This window comes from Neorhizobium lilium, assembly GCF_004053875.1.
In the GTDB taxonomy this organism is placed as follows: domain Bacteria; phylum Pseudomonadota; class Alphaproteobacteria; order Rhizobiales; family Rhizobiaceae; genus Neorhizobium; species Neorhizobium lilii.
The window spans coordinates 216,113-236,400 of record NZ_SBIP01000005.1 but is presented as its reverse complement, the minus strand read 5'-3'; the positions used below and the strand labels follow the sequence as shown (position 1 = coordinate 236,400).

Annotated in this window: 21 protein-coding genes; 8 read left to right on the top strand and 13 right to left on the bottom strand. The window is 60.5% G+C overall.

Annotated elements, in window-relative coordinates:
* Positions 1 to 7: 7 nt before the first annotated feature.
* Positions 8 to 2,095, bottom strand: coding sequence for a M3 family metallopeptidase (locus EPK99_RS21965; RefSeq protein WP_128445232.1), 2,088 nt, complete (start codon positions 2,093 to 2,095; stop codon positions 8 to 10).
* On the opposite strand from EPK99_RS21965, the gene EPK99_RS25390 reads away from it, so the two are divergent.
* Both EPK99_RS25390 and EPK99_RS21960 read left to right on the top strand, forming a co-directional pair.
* The gene (locus EPK99_RS25390) at positions 2,094 to 2,258 is read left to right on the top strand and encodes a hypothetical protein (RefSeq protein WP_164901839.1); all 165 of its coding nucleotides are present in this window, start codon (positions 2,094 to 2,096) and stop codon (positions 2,256 to 2,258) included. The genes EPK99_RS21965 and EPK99_RS25390 overlap by 2 nt on opposite strands.
* A 12-nt stretch (positions 2,259 to 2,270) precedes the next feature.
* The gene (locus EPK99_RS21960; RefSeq protein ID WP_128445231.1) at positions 2,271 to 2,762 is read left to right on the top strand and encodes a MarR family winged helix-turn-helix transcriptional regulator; all 492 of its coding nucleotides are present in this window, start codon (positions 2,271 to 2,273) and stop codon (positions 2,760 to 2,762) included.
* A gap of 70 nt (positions 2,763 to 2,832) precedes the next feature.
* Here the strand turns inward: EPK99_RS21960 and EPK99_RS21955 are convergent, their stop codons facing one another.
* Both EPK99_RS21955 and EPK99_RS21950 read right to left on the bottom strand, forming a co-directional pair.
* Complete coding sequence (locus tag EPK99_RS21955) at positions 2,833 to 4,056, bottom strand: argininosuccinate synthase (protein WP_128445230.1); 1,224 nt, start codon at positions 4,054 to 4,056, stop codon at positions 2,833 to 2,835.
* A gap of 202 nt (positions 4,057 to 4,258) precedes the next feature.
* Complete coding sequence (locus EPK99_RS21950; protein WP_245582531.1) at positions 4,259 to 4,516, bottom strand: type II toxin-antitoxin system ParD family antitoxin; 258 nt, start codon at positions 4,514 to 4,516, stop codon at positions 4,259 to 4,261.
* 125 nt (positions 4,517 to 4,641) lie between these two features.
* On the opposite strand from EPK99_RS21950, the gene EPK99_RS21945 reads away from it, so the two are divergent.
* Positions 4,642 to 5,499, top strand: a complete 858-nt coding sequence (locus EPK99_RS21945; RefSeq protein ID WP_128445228.1) for an SDR family NAD(P)-dependent oxidoreductase — start codon at positions 4,642 to 4,644, stop codon at positions 5,497 to 5,499.
* A gap of 69 nt (positions 5,500 to 5,568) precedes the next feature.
* Positions 5,569 to 6,210 (top strand): LysE family translocator, encoded by a 642-nt coding sequence (locus tag EPK99_RS21940; RefSeq protein ID WP_128445227.1) that lies wholly within the window; start codon positions 5,569 to 5,571, stop codon positions 6,208 to 6,210.
* A gap of 1 nt (position 6,211) precedes the next feature.
* Here the strand turns inward: EPK99_RS21940 and EPK99_RS25950 are convergent, their stop codons facing one another.
* The 7 genes from EPK99_RS25950 to EPK99_RS21905 form a co-directional block, all read right to left on the bottom strand.
* Entirely contained in the window at positions 6,212 to 6,337 is a 126-nt protein-coding gene (locus EPK99_RS25950; protein ID WP_281033489.1) for a hypothetical protein, read from the bottom strand.
* A gap of 223 nt (positions 6,338 to 6,560) precedes the next feature.
* Positions 6,561 to 7,799: a dual-specificity RNA methyltransferase RlmN gene (rlmN, locus tag EPK99_RS21930; RefSeq protein ID WP_128445226.1), complete on the bottom strand. Its 1,239-nt coding sequence runs from the start codon at positions 7,797 to 7,799 to the stop codon at positions 6,561 to 6,563.
* 210 nt (positions 7,800 to 8,009) lie between these two features.
* Positions 8,010 to 8,567 carry an invasion associated locus B family protein gene (locus EPK99_RS21925; RefSeq protein ID WP_128445225.1) on the bottom strand — a complete coding sequence of 186 codons (558 nt, stop codon included), beginning with the start codon at positions 8,565 to 8,567 and terminating at the stop codon, positions 8,010 to 8,012.
* 299 nt (positions 8,568 to 8,866) lie between these two features.
* Positions 8,867 to 9,265: a YkvA family protein gene (locus EPK99_RS21920; RefSeq protein WP_128445224.1), complete on the bottom strand. Its 399-nt coding sequence runs from the start codon at positions 9,263 to 9,265 to the stop codon at positions 8,867 to 8,869.
* A 53-nt stretch (positions 9,266 to 9,318) separates the two neighbouring features.
* On the bottom strand, positions 9,319 to 9,621 hold the full coding sequence (locus EPK99_RS21915; protein WP_128445223.1) for a 4a-hydroxytetrahydrobiopterin dehydratase: 303 nt from the start codon (positions 9,619 to 9,621) through the stop codon (positions 9,319 to 9,321).
* A gap of 13 nt (positions 9,622 to 9,634) precedes the next feature.
* Positions 9,635 to 10,225, bottom strand: coding sequence for an RNA 2',3'-cyclic phosphodiesterase (gene thpR, locus EPK99_RS21910; protein WP_128445222.1), 591 nt, complete (start codon positions 10,223 to 10,225; stop codon positions 9,635 to 9,637).
* Positions 10,226 to 10,291: 66 nt separating this feature from the next.
* Positions 10,292 to 10,942, bottom strand: coding sequence for an arylesterase (locus EPK99_RS21905; protein WP_128445221.1), 651 nt, complete (start codon positions 10,940 to 10,942; stop codon positions 10,292 to 10,294).
* 71 nt (positions 10,943 to 11,013) lie between these two features.
* On the opposite strand from EPK99_RS21905, the gene EPK99_RS21900 reads away from it, so the two are divergent.
* The 4 genes from EPK99_RS21900 (at position 11,014) to EPK99_RS21885 (ending at position 15,910) form a co-directional block, all read left to right on the top strand.
* Positions 11,014 to 11,724, top strand: coding sequence for an ABC transporter ATP-binding protein (locus tag EPK99_RS21900; RefSeq protein WP_128445220.1), 711 nt, complete (start codon positions 11,014 to 11,016; stop codon positions 11,722 to 11,724).
* Positions 11,721 to 14,264, top strand: coding sequence for an ABC transporter permease (locus EPK99_RS21895; RefSeq protein WP_128445219.1), 2,544 nt, complete (start codon positions 11,721 to 11,723; stop codon positions 14,262 to 14,264). The genes EPK99_RS21900 and EPK99_RS21895 overlap by 4 nt, the downstream gene beginning before the upstream one ends.
* A gap of 232 nt (positions 14,265 to 14,496) precedes the next feature.
* Entirely contained in the window at positions 14,497 to 15,243 is a 747-nt protein-coding gene (locus tag EPK99_RS21890; protein ID WP_128445218.1) for a Bax inhibitor-1/YccA family protein, read from the top strand.
* 109 nt (positions 15,244 to 15,352) lie between these two features.
* Entirely contained in the window at positions 15,353 to 15,910 is a 558-nt protein-coding gene (locus tag EPK99_RS21885; protein ID WP_128445217.1) for a GNAT family N-acetyltransferase, read from the top strand.
* A gap of 23 nt (positions 15,911 to 15,933) precedes the next feature.
* Here EPK99_RS21885 and EPK99_RS21880 read toward each other — a convergent pair whose 3' ends face one another.
* The 3 genes from EPK99_RS21880 to acnA all read right to left on the bottom strand — a co-directional run bounded on the left by EPK99_RS21880 (position 15,934) and on the right by acnA (position 20,269).
* The gene (locus EPK99_RS21880; RefSeq protein WP_128445308.1) at positions 15,934 to 16,323 is read right to left on the bottom strand and encodes a DUF2794 domain-containing protein; all 390 of its coding nucleotides are present in this window, start codon (positions 16,321 to 16,323) and stop codon (positions 15,934 to 15,936) included.
* Between the two features lie 258 nt (positions 16,324 to 16,581).
* The gene (locus EPK99_RS21875; RefSeq protein WP_425374230.1) at positions 16,582 to 17,352 is read right to left on the bottom strand and encodes a DUF1223 domain-containing protein; all 771 of its coding nucleotides are present in this window, start codon (positions 17,350 to 17,352) and stop codon (positions 16,582 to 16,584) included.
* Between the two features lie 223 nt (positions 17,353 to 17,575).
* On the bottom strand, positions 17,576 to 20,269 hold the full coding sequence (gene acnA, locus EPK99_RS21870) for an aconitate hydratase AcnA (RefSeq protein WP_128445215.1): 2,694 nt from the start codon (positions 20,267 to 20,269) through the stop codon (positions 17,576 to 17,578).
* Positions 20,270 to 20,288: the final 19 nt, after the last annotated feature.

The window sequence follows — 20,288 nt, the reverse complement described above, 5'->3', positions numbered from 1 at the left end:
CCTGTCCTTAAGCGTCGCTGCCCATCAGTTGTTCGGCCATTGCCAGACCCTTCTTCTTCAGCATGGCGCCTGGGTCCGGCAGCTTGCCGCGGAAGGCCTTGTAGGTATCTTCCGGATCGATCGACCCACCCACCGAGTAGATATTGTTCTTGAGCTTGCGGGCCATGACCGGGTCGAAGGCATTGCCCGACTCCTCGAAGGCTGCGAAGGCATCGGCGTCCAGCACTTCCGACCACATGTAGGAATAATATCCGGCGGAATAGCCATCGCCGGAGAACACGTGTTGGAAATGCGGAGTCGCGTGGCGCATGACGATGGATTGCGGCATGCCGAGCTCCTGCAGCACGGCCTCCTGTACGTCCATTGGGCTGTCGGCCGGCTCCCGCGTGTGGAAGGCCATATCGACCAGGGCGGAGGACGTGAACTCCACGGTGGCAAACCCGGCATTGAAGGTGCGGGCGGCCAGCACCTTGTCCAGCAGCGCCTTCGGCATGGGCTCGCCCGTCTGGTAATGAACGGCGTATTTCGTGAGGATCTCCGGCACCGTCAGCCAATGCTCGTAGAGCTGGGACGGCAGTTCCACGAAATCGCGGGCAACGCTCGTTCCTGAAACGGAGGGATAGGTGACGTCCGACAACATGCCATGCAGGCCATGGCCGAACTCGTGAAACAGCGTGCGGGCATCGTCGAGCGACAGCAACGCCGGCTTGCCCTCAGCGGGCTTTGCGAAATTGCAGACATTATAGATGATCGGCAGTTCACCCTGTAACCCGCTCTTCAGCGGCAGCTTGTGCTGAGCCTGAAACGAGCTCATCCAGGCGCCGGACCGTTTGGAGGAGCGGGCGAAGTAATCGCCGAGGAACAGCGCCTTCAGATCGCCCTGCTCATCGCGGATCTCGAACACGCGCACGTCCGGATGATAGGCCGGTACGTTCTTGACCTCGACTGCGGTGACGCCGAACAACCTGTTGGCCACGTCGAAGCAGGCCTCGATGATCTTCTCGAGCTGCAGGTAAGGCTTAAGCTCCGATTCGGAAAAATCGAACATCCGCTCACGCAGCTTCTCGGCGTAATGACGCCAGTCCCACGGCATGACGGGATGGTTCCCGCCCTCTTCGGCAATCAGGCCTGCAAGGCTTGCCTCCTCCTCCAGCGCCTTCCTGCGGGCCTTGTCCCAGACGCTGCGCAGCAACTCGTTCACGGTCTCGGGCGTCTTTGCCATGGTGTTGTCGAGCTTGAAGGCAGCGAAATTCTCGTAGCCGAGAAGCTTCGCCTTTTCCGCCCGCAAGGCGAGCGTTTCCCGCACGATCTCCAGATTGTTGCGCTCGCCGCCATTGGCCCCGCGCGCAATCCAGGCGCGGAAAGCCTGTTCGCGCAACTCGCGACGTGTCGAAAATGTCAGGAAGGGCTCGATGATCGAGCGTGACAGCGTGACCATATAGCCGCCGTCCTCGCCGCGCTCACGGGCCGCCGACTGCATGGCGTCGAGCAGAAAGGGTGGCAGGCCGTCGAGATCGGCTTCATCGGTCAGCTTCAGCGACCACGCCTTCTCATCGCCCAGTACGTTCTGGCCGAAGTTTGCTCCAAGTCCGGCCAGTGTCTCGTTGATCTTGGCAAGGCGCTCCTGCTGTTCCTTCGGCAACTTGGCGCCTGCCCGCACAAAACCCTTCCAGTGGCGCTCCAGCACACGCTCCTGCTCCAGGGTCAGATCGAGATCCTTGCGCGTTTCCCAAAGCCGGTCGATGCGGGAGAACAGGGCCGCATTCATGCCGATCTTGGAATAATGACGCGACATTTTCGGCGCGATTTCCCGCTCAAGCGCCTGGATATTCTCGTTGGTGTGGGCGCCGGCCTTGTTCCAGAACAGCGCCGAGACCCGTGAAAGCTCGTCGCCTGCGACCTCCATGGCCACGACCGTGTTGTCGAAACTCGGCTCGTCCGGATGATCGGCAATCGCATCGATCTCCGCTTCGTGCGCCGCCAATGCGGCCTCGAAGCCGGTCGCGAAATCCTCGTCCTTCACCTGATCGAACTGCGGCAGGCCGTGATGTCCGCGCCATTTCACAAGGGCAGGATTGAGGGAGAGATGATCCATGATTGAGCCTTTCAAACAGATGGTCCGTATGCTTCGGGAAAAGCGGCAAGAATCCGCATTTATCTCAACATGGGGATTTGACGACCATCTGTCGAGCCGCCTGAGCGCGGTTGATGACGCCACGCACACGGTGAATTCAATTCCGCCCTTGCCGGAAAGATAGTAAGCCCGACTTATGAAACTCTCTGACAACCGCACACATCCCCCGGCTGATATTGGGCAACTGGCTTTCCTGATCGGGGATGCTGCACGCCTACTACGCACCGCCCTCGAAAAGCGGGTAGCCCAATCGGGGCTTGGGCTGACGCCGGGGGAAGCGCGCGCCCTCATCAACATCGCCGCGACGGACGGCAGCCGGCAACTCGACATCGCTTTGCGCATGGGGGTGGAACCGATGACGCTCTGCACCTACCTCGACAAGCTTCAGGCTTTGGGGCTGGTGGAGCGCCAACCATGCACCGTCGATCGACGCGCGAAACGGATCAATCTCACACCCGCTTCAATCGACATGCTGGCTGCCATACGGCAAGAATTGGGCGATATTCTTGCCCGCGCCACGCAGGGAATGGACGAGGAACGTTGCGACCTCCTGGCTGAAACCCTGAAAAGCTTCAACGCCAATCTTCAGACGTTCAACCATGGTACTCCCGACGAGCAAAACGACTGATCCTCGTTCAGGAGACAATGAAAAGGCTCGCATTCCATACGGGAAGCGAGCCTTTGCAATTTGGCCGGATTTACTTGGACAGGTTGCGCTTGGCGAGCGTACGCAGACGCAGCGCATTGAGCTTGATGAAGCCGGCTGCATCCTTCTGGTCGTAGGCGCCCTGGTCGTCCTCGAAGGTGACCAGCTGGTCCGAATAGAGCGACTTCTTGCTTTCGCGACCGATGACCATGATATTGCCCTTGTAGAGCTTCAGCGTCACTTCGCCTTCCACATGCTCCTGGCTCTTGTCGATCAGGGCCTGCAGCATTTCGCGCTCCGGCGAGAACCAGAAACCGTAATAGATCAGCTCTGCGTATTTCGGCATCAGCTCATCCTTGAGATGAGCGGCGCCGCGATCGAGCGTGATGCTCTCAATCGCACGGTGTGCCGCGAGCAGGATCGTGCCGCCGGGGGTCTCGTAGACGCCGCGCGACTTCATGCCCACATAGCGGTTCTCGACGAGATCGAGACGCCCGATACCGTTGTCGCGGCCGTAATCGTTGAGGGTCGCAAGCAGGGTCGCCGGCGACATCTCGACGCCGTTGACAGAGCAGGCGTCACCCTTGCGGAAGCCGACCTTGATGACGGTCGCCTTGTCGGGCGCGGCCTCCGGGGAAATGGTGCGCATATGCACATATTCCGGCGCCTCGACCGATGGGTCTTCCAGAACCTTGCCTTCGGACGAAGAGTGCAGGAGGTTCGCGTCGACGGAGAACGGCGCCTCGCCCTTCTTGTCCTTAGAAACCGGGATCTGGTTCTTCTCGGCAAATTCGAGGAGGTCAGTGCGGCTCTTGAAGCTCCAGTCGCGCCAGGGCGCGATCACCTTGATATCGGGGTTCAGCGCGTAAGCGGAAAGCTCGAAGCGAACCTGATCGTTGCCCTTGCCGGTCGCGCCGTGCGCGATCGCGTCGGCGCCGGTTTTTCTGGCGATCTCGATCAAGTGCTTGGAAATCAACGGACGGGCAATCGAGGTGCCGAGCAGATAGACGCCTTCGTAGACGGCATTGGCGCGGAACATCGGGAAAACGAAATCGCGGACGAATTCCTCGCGCACGTCCTCGATGTAGATTTCCTTGATGCCCATCATCTCGGCCTTCTTGCGGGCAGGCTCCAGCTCCTCGCCCTGACCAAGATCGGCGGTGAAGGTCACGACTTCGGCGCCGAGTTCGGTCTGCAGCCATTTCAAGATGATCGAGGTATCGAGGCCGCCGGAATAGGCGAGGACGACTTTCTTTACGTCTTTCGGAAGTGCCATGTCGGTTTCAGGTCCGTCTGCGGGTGGGGGGCGCATGAGCGCGCGGCTTTTGGGATGGCGGCACTTTTAGCGAGTTTGCCAAGCCACGCAAGGGGAAGCGAAGTACGGAAGTCACAGGTGGCTACGCAGGTTCCTGCGCTGATGGAGGATGCGGACGATCAGAACCTACAGGCAGGCTTCCTGTGGATGATCCAGTGGGAGATCAAGGGTGGAGCAAGTCTGCAGCTCGTCCGGCTTGATCGATGTGCTTCCGGCGCATCTCGGCGAGAAACTCGTCGAAATCAAACGGCTGCGGCTCGCCCGATGCCTCGCCCTCGGCTATGGCCGCGCGGATGGCTTCGATCGCGTCCTGATCTTGCTCCTGAAGCAGCCGCAAGGCGGCCTCGATCACTTCGCTTTCTGAACCAAAGGCGCCGTTTTCGATCTGCTGGTGGACGAAATCCGCCAGCCCTTCATCCACCTTGATCAAACTAATTTCGCCCATGGGACGCTCCGCTGTGACATAGCCGTCATGTTGACAGGTTCTGATAAGCTACCATATCCCGCAAGACCTTTGAACAGCAGCGTCGTTAGAGGAGACTATCCATGGCCATAACTCATCCGGCTCTGAAAAAGGACAATGTCGCCGTCGTGACCGGCGCCGCATCCGGCATCGGGCTTGCCGCTGCCAAGGAATTCGCACGCCTCGGCATGTCCGTCGTGCTCGCCGATCTGGAAGGCGACCGGCTGGCCGAGGCCTGCCGAGAGGTCGCCGCACTGGCGGACGATGGTGATCAGGACGTCGCCGCGGTTGGCACCGACGTGTCCAGGCCGGATGAGATCGAGGCACTGGAGCGCACGGTGGTTCAGCGCTTCGGCCGTGTCCATGTGCTGATGAACAATGCCGGCATCCAGCCGGGAAGCAGCATCTTCGGCCCGCAGGTCAACTGGGACAATGTGCTCGGGGTCAATCTGATGGGCGTGATCCACGGCAGCCGTATTTTCGGACCGGCCATGATCGCGCATGGAGAACCGGCCCTCATCATCAACACCGGTTCCAAGCAAGGCATTACCACGCCGCCGGGCGACCCGGCCTACAATGTCGCAAAGGCCGGTGTCAAAGCCTTCACCGAAGCCCTTCAGCATGAATTGCGCAACACGCCGAACAGTCAGGTCAGCGCACATCTGCTGATCCCCGGCTTCGTCTATACCGGGCTCACTAAGGGTGAGCGAACTGAAAAGCCGGCCGGTGCCTGGACGCCGAAGCAGACGGCAGAGTTCATGCTGGAGAGCCTCGAACGAGGCGATTTCTACATCCTCTGCCCCGACAACGATGTCGATCGTGCAACGGATGAGCGGCGCATGCTTTGGGCTATTGGCGATATCGTCGAGAACCGCCCTCCCCTGTCACGCTGGCATCCGGATCACGCGGAAGCCTCCAGGGAATTCATTTCCCGGCGCTGATCGACCGATTGGCATTGTTTCCAAAGCCGGGTATCAAATGCGTTCCCGCGTCCGGCTTTCGAGTACATCATGGATTTCCTGCCTGGTCTTGCGACCCTTATCGCGTTTACTGCCGCTGGCCTGCTCCTTGCCCTGACGCCCGGGCCTGACATGACCTTGTCGATCAGCCGCGCGCTGGCACAGGGCCCGAAGCCGGCTCTTTTTGTCGTCGTCGGAACGAGCCTTGGGGTTGTCTGCCACACCCTGCTCGTGGCTTTTGGTATTTCTGCGCTCATTACCGCGTCACCGACTGCCTTCTTCATTCTGAAGACCGGCGGCGCGGGATATCTTCTCTGGCTGGCGATCCAGGCCATCCGCTACGGATCGAGCCTTTCGGTGCAGCGGGTCGATCAGGGAAAGACGAGCGCGCTCGGCAATATTTCGACGGGCTTCTGGGTCAACCTGCTGAACCCGAAGGTCATCATTTTCTTCATGACCTTCCTGCCGCAATTTGTCACGGCCGGCGACCCGGGAGTGACCCAAAAGCTTATCTTCCTGGGCTTCTATTTCATCGTCATCTGCATGCCGGTCAACATCGCGGCCATTGTGGCTGCAGACAAGCTTGCAGGTTGGCTTCAAGCCAATCCCAAGGTCCTGCGCGGCATCGATTATACGTTTGCCGGAGTGTTCTCGGTCTTTGCCGCCAAGATCTTTCTGACGCAGTCGCGGTGAGTCAGCGCGACGACGCCTTCTTCTTTGCGTCGATACGGTCTTGCCGTGTGACGTAAAGCATGATTGCCGCAAAGATAATCAATCCGACAGGCATGATCAGGAATGTCAGGAACTCTGGGATGTTCATTCGATCAACCCTTTCAACAGACGCCTCGCTATAAAATGTAGTATGCCGGACGCAAAAAGACAAACGAGACAAGAGATCGCTGTCGAAAGATTTGGGATGCCGGCTGGTGTATTGAGGCTGGAGATCAGCGGCGCCAAGGTTCCGACCGCCGCTACGGCAACAGCGGCGCCATTGAAATAGGTCGCGGTAAGCTTGGTCCGTTCGTTTCGGACGAGATTGCTTATCAGTCGTCTTCGCCGTGGCCCGCGATCATCATCGCCTCAAAGGCGAGACGCTCCGTCTTGCGCATGCGCTCCGAGTCCGACTTCAGCTGGCCGCAGGCGGCAAGAATGTCGCGGCCGCGCGGGGTGCGGATCGGCGAGGCATAGCCCGCCTGGTTAATGAAGTCGGCAAATTTTTCGATCGTCGCCCAGTCTGAGCACTGGTAATTCGTGCCGGGCCAGGGGTTGAACGGGATCAGGTTGATCTTTGCAGGCACGCCCTTGAGCAGTTGGATCAAGCCCTTGGCGTCTTCCAGGCTGTCGTTGACGTCCTTCAGCATCACATATTCAAACGTGATCCTGCGGGCGTTCGAAAGCCCCGGATAGTTGCGGCAGGCCTCGATCAGATCCTTCAGCGGATATTTCTTGTTGATCGGCACCAGCATGTCGCGCAGCTCATCACGCACCGCATGCAGCGAGATCGCCAGCATCACGCCGATCTCGTCGCCGGTCCGGTAGATTTCCGGAACGACGCCTGACGTCGAAAGCGTCACGCGACGCTTGGAGAGCGAAAGCCCATCGCCGTCCGTCGCGATCAACAGCGCCTTCTTGACGCTCTCGAAATTGTAGAGCGGCTCGCCCATGCCCATCATCACCACATTGGTGACCTTCCGCTCACCGGTCGGCACATAGGCGCCGGCCGGCGTGTCCGTGCCGGGGAAATCGCCCAGCCGGTCGCGCGCCAGCAGCAACTGCGACAGAATTTCTTCCGCCGTCAGGTTGCGCACCAGCTTCTGAGTTCCGGTATGACAGAAGGAGCAAGTCAGCGTGCAGCCGACCTGGCTGGAAATGCAGAGCGTGCCGCGCCCTTCTTCGGGAATATAGACTGTCTCGACCTCGACCGGGCGGCCGGCACCGCGGGGCGGAAACCGCAACAGCCATTTGCGCGTGCCGTCGTTCGACACCTGCTCCTCGACGATCTCCGGGCGTGCAATGGTGAAATGCTGCTTCAGCATCTCGCGCATATCCTTGGCGACATTGGTCATCGCGTCGAAGTCGGAAACGCCGCGGATGTAAAGCCAGTGCCAGAGCTGGCTCACGCGCATGCGCACCTGCTTGTCGGAAACGCCCTTTTCCTTGAGGGCCGCAGCCATATCGTCACGCGTCAGGCCGATCAGCGATGGCTTGGTGCTGAACAGGTCCGGATTGGCCACGAGAGGCGTTTTTACGACGGCGGGCGCGAGGGCCTCGATGACAGACATTCTTTTATCCCATCCGAGCATGCGTCCATCGCGCGCTGGGTAACGCAGGGATGGGCATGTCTTTTGTGAAATTACGACTGGCCTGATAAGCGCCCTGCGCCAAAGCCTTTGCGCGCAGCCTTTATCATTAAATCCCGGCCACGTCACTATTCTTTCAAAAGCAAAAAGGCCGGTCGATGACCGGCCTTCGAACGTGCAATGGACGATCCGTTACTTGCAGGATTCGATCTGCTTGAGCGCCGCGCCGATACCCTGGAGCGAGTAGTTGTAGGACGTCTTCGTGCCTCGGCCGGAAACAGCGGCAACGCTCATTGCGTGCCCGGTTTTCATGGCAGCGACAAGCGCCGGCTCCTCGGCAGCGTTCTCCACCCATGCCGCCTTGTCCTTGGTGAACATCGTGAAGTTCTTTTTATCGATCGTCACTGTGACCTTGGAGTTGGCCTGCATCGTATAACCCATCATCGCCTGCGGCTCGTAGGAAATGTTCTGGCCGGGACGCTGCGAGACGATGAAGAAAATGTCGCCATGATCCACGCTTGCCGGTTCCTTGGTGGTCGGAACGGAAAGGACATAGCAGACCGTGCTGGCGCCGGACTTGTAGGAATAGGCGCCCCAGGCCTTGAACTGCTGGATGCGGGTGGGTGCCGGTGCCACCGTCTGGGTCTGCTGCGGCTTTGCCTGAGCGGTGTTCTTTGGCGCTTGGGCCTGTGCCAGACCGGCGCTTGCCAAGGTGAGGGCCAATGCGGTCGCGATCGTTCTTACAGACATGATCTCCTGCCAGTTTTGGTATTTGAGGTGCCCGGGCGGGCAAGCCTTGTCAGGCGTCGTCACGGATAGGTTCATTTTGACTTAATTCTGGTTACCAAAGCGTCAACACCACAAGAGAGAGGCTGATAGCTATCCTCCGGCCTGTCGGCGAGACGCTTAATCGTGAAGATCGTGATCGTTTGCGTGGGAATTCCTGTCTTGCGTCAACCAGTGACACAAGGATTCAGGCAAGAGTTTGTTCTTATCCAACCTCTGCCGCCGACAGCGCGCTCCTTCCCCTGCGGAGCCTGCCAGCCGGGCTATTGCGGTCTCGGTTCGGCAGCAACGTCAGGATGATCCGCAAGCGCTTTGTCAGCTGCATCGTAATGCTGGTCGGTGATATGGCCCTGAATGATGCGCAAGGCCGCCGCCAGAACGGCGATGTCGTCTGTAAAGCCCACAAAGGCAAAGACGTCGGGGACGACGTCGAAAGGCATAACGAAATAGGCGAGCGCCGCAAGAAGCAAACCGCGCGCCCGTTTCGGTGTGCGCGGATCCAGCGCGCAATAATAGGCGGCAACCACATCGCGGCTGAAAGGCACATGCCGGACGGCCTTTTTCAACGTGGGCCAGAACCGCGCCCGCACTTTCTGTTCCCGCTTCGCCTGCGTTTCCTCATCTCCGGGAAGCAGGATCTCGCCGATTTTCACGTCGTCCAAGGTCGCTCCTCCTTATGAACAGCCATTTCCATATAGGGGTCACTGGCCGAAGTTCAATCTCGGCCCCGGAAGGCTGCATCCATAGCGCTGGCGAGCTTGAAATCCCGGTCGGTCAGTGCCTTCACCACATGCGTCGTCAGGCTGACCTGGACTTTAGAGTAGCTATTGGACCAATCCGGGTGGTGGTCGAGCTTCTCCGCCACCAGAGCGCAACGTGTCATGAAGGCGAAGGCTTCGATGAAGCTGCGGAAGGCAAAATCTCTGCCGATAGCCTTGCCGTCAGCACTCAACACCCAGCCGTCGAGTACTGTAAGTTCTCTCTCAACTGCCGCCGGATCGAGAAGCCGATAAGCCATGCCAGCGCATCCGTCAGAAAAAGCTCTTGGCCTGTTCCGCTTCAGCTTCGTAGGCTGAACTGAAGCTGATATCCCTGAGCGGGAAGATCTCTTCCGTCAGATAAGGACCGCCGCCGACCGATTCCTTGGACGACATCAGCACGAAACGTGGAGCGGTGAAGGGCGTCGCATAGAAATTGCCGCGGCCCGAGAGGTAATGCACAACGTCATCCAGCCGGCAGTGCTTCAGCCGGGCAAGCGTGACGTGCGGGGTAAATTTTCGCGGGTCCGGCGCAAGCCCGATCCTCTGGCAGATACGTTCGATCTCGCCCTGAAGCGCGGAAAGGTCTGAGGATGGCGCAACGCCTGCCCAGATTGAGTGCGGCTTCTTCGATCCGAAGGAGCCGATGCCGTTCAGGGACAGCTGGAATTCCGGCCGGTCGATCCGGTCGAAACGGTTCACGAGTTCGTCGGCCGTGCGGCCATCAACGTCACCGATAAAGCGCAATGTGATGTGGTAGTTTTCAACGTCTATCCAGCGGGCGCCGGGAAGGCCGCCGCGCAGCAGCGAGAGACTAAGAGCGAGATTGCGCGGAATTTCGAGGGCGGTGAAAAGTCTCGGCATGGGGACCTCCTCGAATCTATTGCAGATGCTAACAGCGGAACATGCAAAGGCGTTCCGCGCAAGCGCTTATTTTGCCCGGTTCCCGATGTCCACCAGGAAGCTTTCGACCGCCGGCAACGACCTTTCCACCATGGTTTCGACGCCCTTCGGATTGGGGTGCATGCCATCCGAAAGCTGCAGGGAGGATACAGAGGCGACGCCGTCGAGGAAGAAGGGATAGAGCGGCACGCCATGCTTCTTTGCCAACCGGTCGTAGAGCGGGTTGAAGCGCTCGGCATAATCGCCGCCCATGTTCGGCGGCGCCAGCATGCCCATCAGGATGACGGCAATCCCACGCTCCTTCAACCTGCCGATCATCGTGTCGAGGTTCTTCTCCGTCTGTTCCGGGGAAATGCCGCGCAGGGCGTCATTGGCGCCGAGTTCCAGAATGACGCCGTCGGTCCCGTCCGGCACCGACCAGTCGATCCGCGACAGCCCGCCCGTCGTCGTATCTCCGGAAACGCCCGCATTGGCGATGACCACGTTTTTGCCCTTCGCCTTCAGCGCAGCCTCAAGCTGGGCGGTGTAGGATTCCGTCGGCGCGAGCTGGTAGCCGGCCATCAGGCTGTCGCCGAAACCGACGAGCTGCACCACGCGATCTTGCGCCAGGACCGGCAGAGCAGTGAGCGCCAGCCCCGACATGACGATGAAGTGAAGCAGGCTCGCTTTAAAACGCATGGTCCGTCTCCTAGATGTCCCCGTACTGCCATGCGGCATGGGCTTGTGCACGCTATATAGGACGCTTCGTTTTGACTAAAACCATCATCACGCTGAAGAAGGCCGATTTGACCCTCGGCAGCGCAGCGGCCAGGGTGCATGTGCTGAAAGGCATCGATCTGGACATCAGGGCGGGCGAATCCGTCGGCATTGTCGGACCATCAGGCTCGGGAAAATCGACGCTTCTGATGGTGCTTGCCGGCCTGGAGCGTCTGGATAGCGGCGAGATCGTCATAGCCGATGCGCCCCTGCATTCCCTGTCGGAAGATGCGCTTGCCGATTTTCGCGGCAAGAACATCGGCATCGTCTTCCAGTCCTTCCACCTGATCGCCAATATGACGGCGCTCGAGAACGTGGCCGTGCCGCTGGAACTGGCCAATGTCCGCAATGCTTTCGACATTGCGCGCCAGGAGCTGACGGCAGTCGGCCTCGGCGAAAGGCTCGACCACTATCCGGGCCAGCTCTCCGGCGGAGAGCAACAGCGCGTGGCAATTGCCCGGGCTCTCGCTCCCTCCCCGACCGTCCTCATTGCCGACGAGCCCACCGGCAATCTCGATACGGAGACCGGCCGCCAGATTGCAGACCTTCTGTTTTCGAAACAGGCCGAGCGCGGCATGACCATGCTTCTCGTCACTCACGACGTTTCGCTTGCCGCCCGCTGCTCGCGGCAGATCCGCGTGCGCTCCGGCGAAATCGTCGATGACGGCGTCTCCGGGCTCAAGCCGCACGTGGTTTCCGCATGACGGCGCTCTCTCGGCTTCCCATTTCGCTCCGCCTCGCGCTTCGGGAAATGCGGGGCGGCCTGAGAGGCTTCTATATCTTTCTCGCCTGTATCGCGCTCGGGACCGGCGCGATCGGTGCGGTCAATTCCGTCTCACGCGCCATCACCACGGCGATCGCCGGCCAGGGCCAGGAACTTTTGGCGGGCGACGTGCGGTTCGAACTGAACAATCGCGAGGCATCGGCGCAGGAGCTTGCCTTCCTCAAAAGCCTCGGCACTGTTTCGGTCACCACCAGCCTCCGCTCCATGGCCCGCAAGCCGGATGGCAGCGACCAGGCCCTTGTGGAAGTGAAGGCCATAGACGACACCTACCCACTCTATGGGACACTGGAATCCGATCCTGCTTCGCCTCTGCCGGAACTGCTCGCTTCGCAGAGCAGCGGCGCGTTCGGCGCATTGGCGGCGCCTTTGCTGGCGGACCGGATGAGCCTGAAACCCGGCGACCGGTTGCTGCTCGGCAACACGTCACTGGTGATCTCCGGTAACGTCACCGCCGAGCCCGATGCCGTATCTGACGGGTTTGGATTTGCACCACGCCTGTTGATCGGGCGCGATGCCCTGGAAGCGTCCGGCCTCATCACGACCGGCAGTCTTGTGGAACATGCCTACAAGATCAAGCTCAACGATCCGGCTATTCGCGGCACCCTTGCCGACCGCGCCAATCGCGAGTTCCCGAGCGCGGGTTGGTCCGTCCGCACCAGCGACCGTGCCGCGCCCTCGCTGACGGAAAATGTCGATCGCTTCGCGCAATTCCTGACCCTGGTCGGGCTTACAGCGCTGATCGTTGGCGGCGTCGGCGTCGCCAACGCGGTGCGCGCCTTCCTCGATGCGAAACGCACCACGATCGCGACCTTCAAATGCCTCGGCGCACCGGCCGCTGTCGTCACGCAGATCTACCTTATCCAGATCATGTTGCTCGGCCTTGCCGGAACTGCCATCGGCCTCGTGCTCGGCGCAGTTGCACCCTTCATCGCCCTGCACTTTCTGGAAGGCGTTTTGCCGGTTCCGAAAGATGTCGCAATTTTCCCCTCGGCGCTTCTTCTCGCTGCCCTGTTCGGCCTGATCATCACCTTCGCCTTCGCTGTCCTGCCTCTCGGCCATGCACGGGAAGTACCGGCAACGGCCCTCTTCCGCGAACAGGGCTTCGAGACCCGCCGCTTACCCTCCTGGCCCTATCTGCTGGCAGCTGGTGCTGCGCTTGCGTTGCTCTGCGCACTTGCCGTGTTTTCCGCGGAAGACCGATATGTCGCGGCGGTCTTCCTGGCGGCGGTTGCCGGAGCGTTCTTGGCTCTGCGGCTGGTTGCCGTGCTGATTGCGGCACTGGCGCGCAGAAGCCCTCGCGTTCACTCGCCGGCCTTGAGGCTCGCCATCGGCAATATCCATCGCCCTGGCGCCCTTACACCCTCCGTCGTCCTATCGCTGGGCCTGGGACTGGCCTTGCTGGTTACGCTCGCCCTGATCGACGGCAATATGCGCCGCCAGTTGACGGGCACCATCGCTGAGCGGGCGCCGAATTTCTTCTTCGTGGATATTCAGGGTCCCGAGCGCGAAGGCTTCGTCAACGTCCTGAAGCAACAATTGCCGGACGCAACCGTGACCCAGGTGCCGATGCTGCGGGGCCGTATCCTCGCCTTCAACGGCAAGGACGTAAACCAGATGAACGTGCCGGCAGCCGGCCGATGGGTGCTGCGCGGCGACCGAGGCATCACCTACGAGGAAAGCCTGCCGAGCAACTCGACGCTTGTGGAGGGCAAGTGGTGGGCGGCTGACTATGCAGGCGAACCGCTCGTGTCGTTTTCGGCGGAGGAAGCAGGCGAGCTCGGCCTGAAGATCGGCGATACAGTCACCGTCAACGTGCTCGGCCGCAACATTACTGCCCGCATCGCCAATCTCCGCAAGGTGGAATGGCAGTCTCTGTCGATCAACTTCGTCATGGTGTTTTCGCCGAATACGTTCAGCGGCGCGCCGCATGCGTGGCTCGCGACGCTGAGCGACCCTGCCGCAACGCCCCAGCAGGAGGCAGCCGTCCTGCGCGCCGTCACCAATGCCTATCCGACGATCACCAGTGTCCGAGTGAAGGACGCCATCACCATCATCGATCAACTTCTCGGTCAGTTGGCGACGGCAATCCGCGCCGCAGCGGCCGTTGCCCTCATCGCCTCCGTTCTGGTTCTGGCCGGTGCACTTGCGGCCGGCAACCGGGCACGCACCCATGATGCCGTGGTGCTGAAGACGCTGGGCGCCACGCGCGGCATGCTGATACGCGCCTTCACCTATGAATATCTGATCCTCGGTGCCGCTACGGCGATCTTCGCCCTGTTTGCAGGAGGCATTTCCGCATGGTTCGTCGTCAGCCGGATCATGAAGCTGCAGTCTGCCTTCCTCCCAGATGTGGCGCTCGTCACGTTGGCGATCTCGCTGGTGCTGACGGTGGGAATCGGCCTCGCCGGCACCTGGCGCATCCTAGGCCAGAAGGCCGGCCCGGTGCTTCGGGAATTGTAACCCGGCAGTGGACTGGAGGCGGCCTACAGCCGCCGCCTTGGTTGGAAAACCTATGCCAGGGGCAGCGTTTACCCTCATTGGAGCGAATCGCTTTTCGGAGAAGGCGCTCTTGTATGTCAGCCGCTCTGGCATCATATTTGACACAGGCTAGCTGTAGCTCCGCAGCGGCGCCTGGGTCTGGATTAAAGGGGGCCCGACACCGTGAATATTTCCGGAGCTAATGAGGAAACCAATGGCTGACTTCAACAATAATCAGAACAGAGCCGCATGGGGTCGCGCCCAGTCCGGTGCTATGATCGACCAGGGCCTGCGCACCTATATGCTGAAGGTTTACAACCTGATGGCGCTCGGCCTGGCCATCACTGGCGTGGCCGCCTTCGTCACATGGCAGATGGCGGTGCAGGACGGCCAACTCACCCAGTTCGGACAGGTGCTCTTCGGAAGCCCGCTCCGCTGGGTTGTCATGCTGGCGCCGCTTGCCGTCGTGTTCTTTCTGAGCTTCCGCATCAATACGATGAGTGTCGCGGCTGCACAGGCGACCTTCTGGGTCTATGCAGCCCTGATGGGCCTGTCGCTGTCGTCGATCTTCCTGATCTTCACCGGCCAGAGCATCGTCCAGACCTTCTTCGTGACGGCAGCTTCCTTCGGCGCGCTGTCGCTCTACGGTTACACGACCAAGCGTAGCCTGAGCGCGATGGGATCCTTCCTGGTGATGGGCCTGTTCGGTCTGATCATCGCGTCCGTGGTCAACATCTTCCTGGCGTCGTCCGCACTTGGCTTTGCCATCTCGGCAATCGGCGTTCTGATCTTTGCAGGCCTGACCGCCTATGACACGCAGAAGATCAAGGAAATGTATCTCGAAGCCGACGATGTCGCCGTCATGGGCCGTAAGGCGATCCTCGGCGCCCTCACGCTGTACCTCGACTTCATCAACCTCTTCACCTTCCTTCTGCAGTTCATGGGCAACCGGAACAACTAATCGGCAGGAAGACTATCCACGGAAAGGCGGCCTCACCGGGCCGCCTTTTTTGTTGCCGGAAAGCAAGCCGAATCGTAGGAGTGACGGAGCTTCACAGCAGATTCGGCCAATGACATTTCACCTCCGCGACGCCACCCTTGCCGATCTTTCCGCGATCACCGGGATCTACCGGGACAGCGTCCTGCACGGTTGCGCCAGCTACGAGATCAAGCCTCCGGACGAAGCAGAAATGACCACGCGCTTCGAAGCGATCGCCTCGAAAGGATATCCCTATATCGTGGCCGAAGACGAGGAGGGAAGCATCCTCGGCTATGCCTATGCTTCCGCCTTCCGGACACGTCCTGCCTATCGCTGGCTGGTGGAAGACTCCATCTATCTGGCACCGGAGGCGCGCGGGCAAGGCATCGGCAAAGCTCTGCTGCAGGAGCTCCTGCGTCGCTGCGAAGCTCTGGGCTTCCGGCAGATGGTGGCGGTCATCGGCGGCGCGAGCCCGGCTTCGGTCGCTCTCCATGCAGGTCTCGGCTTTGCCATCACCGGCACGCTGAAAGGCACCGGTTTCAAGCACGGGCAATGGCTGGATACGGTGATCATGCAAATCGGGCTTGGCGAAGGAACCGACACAGCGCCTGACATGGCCGCCTATCCCGGCAGCTTGTTCATCGAATAGAGCTGCGTCCGACAGGTCGACGCTTAGTCGATCAGCTTCAGCGCCTTGTCGAACACCTTCAGCACCTGAGGCAGTTCCTGGCCGCGCTTCAGTATTCGGCCATCGGTATTGATCACACTGTATGCACCCTGTTTGCTGGCGAGCTTCGGATTCTTCTCCACGCGAAACAGGGGCATCTCGCCCGACCGCTTGAAGATGGAAAACACGGCGCGATCCTTGAGATGATCGATCGCGTAATCTTTCCACTCGCCTTCGCCCACCATGCGGCCATAGATCTTGAGAATGGCGTCTAGCTCGCGCCGGTGGAAGGTGACGGGCGCCGGATCCCGGTTCTGCCGATACTCGTTGAGGCTGACGACGACGGCTGCGTCCTGCGATCTCCCGCTACCGGGCAAATCAGGCTGATCGGACAATAAAAACTCCCAATCATCAATGTCGGATATATGACAGTGTGCCCAAGCGTCGCGAAATTGCAAGCCGAAGACCCTGTCGCCCAAGTTTTTAATCTTGCCTGATTTCGGACAAAACCACGCCTGATTTCTCGCCGATAGTCTCATTGTTGGTTGGCGCAGATTTTGCGCCATAAGGTCCGGTCTGCCGCATTGACCCTTACCCCCAGCCCCCCAATGCGCGGGCCGGGCCGCCGACAACCCCGAAGAAATTTAAGATGATCAGTTTTTCTTGTGGCCGACCATCAGCACGGTCGCGCCAAGTATGGCCGCAGGCTCGCCATTCGGCCCTGACGACTGCAGCAGGATCGCGCAACCGTCCTTCTTGGACTTGCCCATGATTTTTCCGGGCAGCGTCAACTTCATGCTCTTGCCGTTCCACATCCCGACCGACTGCACATCGTAGACGCTGTGCCAGTAGTCCATGCTCTTGCCGGTATTCTCACCCTTGGTGACCTCGATCTGCTCGCGCTTGGTGAAATAGGCGACCACGACATCCGCCGCACCCTTTCCCTCGCCAATCTCGATCTCGATCTCGTCGCCGCGCATCGCTGCCGTTACCGGCACGACCAGTCCCTGACCGCCCTGCTTCAGGCTTTCGACCTTGGAGTTGATCCCCGCCAGATCCGCGCCCTTGACGTGGTCGCGGCCGTTGATGACGGCCTGGGGCGTGTAGACGCCGCTGCGGCCCATGGTCTTGGCATACCCGTACTGACGCTCGGTATTCTCCTTGGAGCTCAGCGTGTCGGCCCAGCCGAGATAATTCCAGTAATCCACATGATAGGACAGCGCCACCACGTCGCCCTGCGCCACCAGTTGTCCCAAAGTGGCATCGGCCGGTGGACATGAGGCGCAGCCCTGCGAGGTAAAGAGCTCCACCACGCCCTTCGGCTCGCGCACATCGTCGGCCATTACGCTTCCTGCAAAGAGCAGGCTCGCAAACATCGTGACGAGGCGGATGGGAAATGACATCTGGCGGACCTTTATCGGCATTCTCTTCCACGAGGGCTCGCGGAGATCGAGGGCTCGAGCCCTTGTGCGCGAAACCTAACCGGGCTCAGGGTTCAAGCGGAAGTAACGAAGGGGTGAGGACCGGATAATTGATCGGGTTGCACGTAATAGCAACTGCTGTGCGCCGGATGCCGGGCTGCGGCCATGGCAACGTGAAAAAGCGCCCGCCGGAGTAGTTACCTCCGGCGGGCGCTCGATATGGTCTTTAAGCTGCGAGATCGCGCAGAACGGTCTGCAGAATGCCGCCATTGTTCATGTAGATGACCTCATCCAGCGTATCGATGCGGCAAAGGATGTTGACTTCCTTCACCGTGCCGTCGCCGTAGGTGATCCTGGCGATCTTCCACTCGCGCGGCTTGATGTCGCCTTCCAGGCCTTCGATCGAGACGGTTTCGTCACCCTTCAGGCCAAGGCTCTGCCAGGTCGTGCCTTCCTCGAAGACGAACGGGACAATGCCCATGCCGACGAGGTTGGAGCGATGGATACGCTCGAAGGACTGCGCGATCACGGCCTTGACGCCGAGCAGGTTGGTGCCCTTTGCCGCCCAGTCGCGCGACGATCCATTGCCGTATTCGACACCGGCGAAGATGACGAGCGGAACGCCCTCTTCCTTGTACTTCATGGCGGCGTCGTAGATCGACATCTCTTCCTTCGACGGATAGTGGAAGGTGTAGCCACCCTCCTTGCCGTTCGGGCCGAGCATGTAGTTGCGGATGCGGATATTGGCGAACGTGCCGCGCATCATCACTTCATGGTTGCCGCGGCGCGTGCCGTACTGATTGAAGTCGGCAACGCCGACGCCATGCTCCGTCAGATAGGCGCCGGCAGGCGACGCAGCCTTGATCGAACCGGCAGGAGAGATGTGGTCGGTGGTGATCTTGTCGCCGAACAGGCCAAGCACGCGAGCGCCCTTGATGTTCTTGAGGCCGGTTCCCGTCTTGCCCATGCCCACGAAGTAGGGAGGGTTCTGGACATAGGTCGAGTTGTTGTCCCAGGCATAGGTCTGGCCCGGAGGAATCTGAACCGCCTGCCAGTGTTCGTCGCCCTTGAACACGTCTGCATACTTGCTCTCGTAAAGCTCGCGCGTCACGTATTTCAGGATGAACTCCTGAACCTCGTGAGAGGTCGGCCAGATGTCCTTGAGGTAGACGGGGTTGCCGTTCTGGTCTTCACCGAGCGGTTCCGATGTCAGGTCCTTCTGGACGGTGCCGGCGAGCGCATAGGCGACCACGAGCGGCGGCGACGCCAGATAGTTCGCCTGCACGTCCGGCGAGATGCGGCCTTCGAAGTTGCGGTTGCCGGACAGCACGCCCGAAACGATCAGGCCCTTGTCGTTGATCGTCTTGGAGATCGGCGCCGGCAGTGGGCCGGAATTGCCGATGCAGGTCGTGCAGCCGAAGCCGACGAGGTTGAAGCCGAGCTTGTCCAGATCGGTCTGTAGACCGGACTTCGCCAGATATTCGCCGACTACCTGCGATCCCGGTGCCAGCGAGGTCTTGACCCAGGGCTTCGTCTTCAGGCCCTTGGCCACGGCGTTGCGGGCAAGCAGGCCGGCTGCAATCAGAACCGACGGGTTGGACGTATTGGTGCAGGAGGTGATGGCGGCAATCGCCACGTCACCATGGCCGAGATCGAAGTCGGTGCCCTCGACCGCATAGCGGTTGTCGAGCTGGCCGGGCTTCTTGTACTCGGTGTCCAGCGAACCGGCGAAACCGGACGCGATGTTTTCAAGCGCGATGCGGCCTTCCGGACGCTTCGGGCCGGCCATCGAAGGCACGACGTCGTTCAGGTCCAGGTCCAGCGTGTGGGTGAAGACGAGGTCGGAGCCATCCCCCTCGCGCCACATCCCTTGCGCCTTGGAATAGGCTTCCACCAGCGCGATCCGCTCCAGGGTACGGCCGGACATGGTGAGGTAGTTGATGGTTTCGCCATCGACCGGGAAGAAGCCGCAGGTCGCGCCGTATTCCGGCCCCATATTGCCGATCGTCGCACGGTCGGCCAGCGGCATGTTGTCCATGCCCGGGCCGAAGAATTCGACGAACTTGGACACGACGCCCTTCTTGCGCAGCATCTGCACGACGGTCAGCACCAGGTCGGTCGCGGTGACGCCTTCCTTGAGCTTGCCGGTCAGCTTGAAGCCGATCACTTCCGGCAGGAGCATCGAGACGGGCTGGCCGAGCATGGAGGCCTCGGCCTCGATGCCGCCCACGCCCCAGCCGAGCACGCCAAGGCCGTTTATCATCGTGGTGTGCGAATCGGTGCCGACGCAGGTATCCGGATAGGCGGTCGTTTCGCCGTCTTCCTCGTTGGTCCAGACCGTCTGGCCCAGATATTCGAGGTTGACCTGATGACAGATACCGGTGCCGGGCGGCACGACACGGAAGTTCTTGAAGGCCTGCTGGCCCCATTTCAGGAAGCGGTAGCGTTCGCCGTTGCGTTCGTATTCCAGCTCGACATTGCGGGCAAAAGCCGTCGGCGTGCCGAACTCGTCGACGATGACCGAGTGGTCGATGACGAGGTCCACGGGGACAAGCGGATTGATCTTTTCCGGATCGCCGCCAAGAGCCTTGATGCCGTCACGCATGGCGGCCAGATCGACCACAGCCGGAACGCCGGTGAAGTCCTGCATCAGGACACGGGCCGGGCGATAGGCGATTTCAGCCTCGGCCAGACCCTTGTTGTTGAGCCATTCGGCAACCGAAAGGATCTGCTCCCTGGTGACGGATTTGCCGTCCTCGAAGCGAAGCAGGTTCTCGAGCAGCACCTTCATGGAGAAGGGCAGCTTGGAGACGCCTGGAAGACCGTTTTGCTCGGCCTTGGGAAGGCTGTAATAGACATAGTCCTTGCCGCCAACGGTAAGGACCGAACGACAATTGAAGCTGTCGATAGATTTAGCCACGGATGGATAACCCCGCTGA

Bases quoted from the DNA above. Each gene is read 5' to 3' on its own strand.
- EPK99_RS25390 (WP_164901839.1), top strand. From the start codon at position 2,094: ATGATTGAGCCTTTCAAACAGATGGTCCGTATGCTTCGGGAAAAGCGG.
- EPK99_RS21965 (WP_128445232.1), bottom strand. From the start codon at position 2,095: ATGGATCATCTCTCCCTCAATCCTGCCCTTGTGAAATGGCGCGGACAT.
- EPK99_RS21960 (WP_128445231.1), top strand. From the start codon at position 2,271: ATGAAACTCTCTGACAACCGCACACATCCCCCGGCTGATATTGGGCAA.
- EPK99_RS21955 (WP_128445230.1), bottom strand. From the start codon at position 4,056: ATGGCACTTCCGAAAGACGTAAAGAAAGTCGTCCTCGCCTATTCCGGC.
- EPK99_RS21945 (WP_128445228.1), top strand. From the start codon at position 4,642: ATGGCCATAACTCATCCGGCTCTGAAAAAGGACAATGTCGCCGTCGTG.
- EPK99_RS21940 (WP_128445227.1), top strand. From the start codon at position 5,569: ATGGATTTCCTGCCTGGTCTTGCGACCCTTATCGCGTTTACTGCCGCT.
- EPK99_RS25950 (WP_281033489.1), bottom strand. From the start codon at position 6,337: ATGAACATCCCAGAGTTCCTGACATTCCTGATCATGCCTGTCGGATTG.
- rlmN (WP_128445226.1), bottom strand. From the start codon at position 7,799: ATGTCTGTCATCGAGGCCCTCGCGCCCGCCGTCGTAAAAACGCCTCTC.
- EPK99_RS21925 (WP_128445225.1), bottom strand. From the start codon at position 8,567: ATGTCTGTAAGAACGATCGCGACCGCATTGGCCCTCACCTTGGCAAGC.
- EPK99_RS21915 (WP_128445223.1), bottom strand. From the start codon at position 9,621: ATGGCTTATCGGCTTCTCGATCCGGCGGCAGTTGAGAGAGAACTTACA.
- thpR (WP_128445222.1), bottom strand. From the start codon at position 10,225: ATGCCGAGACTTTTCACCGCCCTCGAAATTCCGCGCAATCTCGCTCTT.
- EPK99_RS21905 (WP_128445221.1), bottom strand. From the start codon at position 10,942: ATGCGTTTTAAAGCGAGCCTGCTTCACTTCATCGTCATGTCGGGGCTG.
- EPK99_RS21895 (WP_128445219.1), top strand. From the start codon at position 11,721: ATGACGGCGCTCTCTCGGCTTCCCATTTCGCTCCGCCTCGCGCTTCGG.
- EPK99_RS21890 (WP_128445218.1), top strand. From the start codon at position 14,497: ATGGCTGACTTCAACAATAATCAGAACAGAGCCGCATGGGGTCGCGCC.
- EPK99_RS21885 (WP_128445217.1), top strand. From the start codon at position 15,353: ATGACATTTCACCTCCGCGACGCCACCCTTGCCGATCTTTCCGCGATC.
- EPK99_RS21875 (WP_425374230.1), bottom strand. From the start codon at position 17,352: ATGCCGATAAAGGTCCGCCAGATGTCATTTCCCATCCGCCTCGTCACG.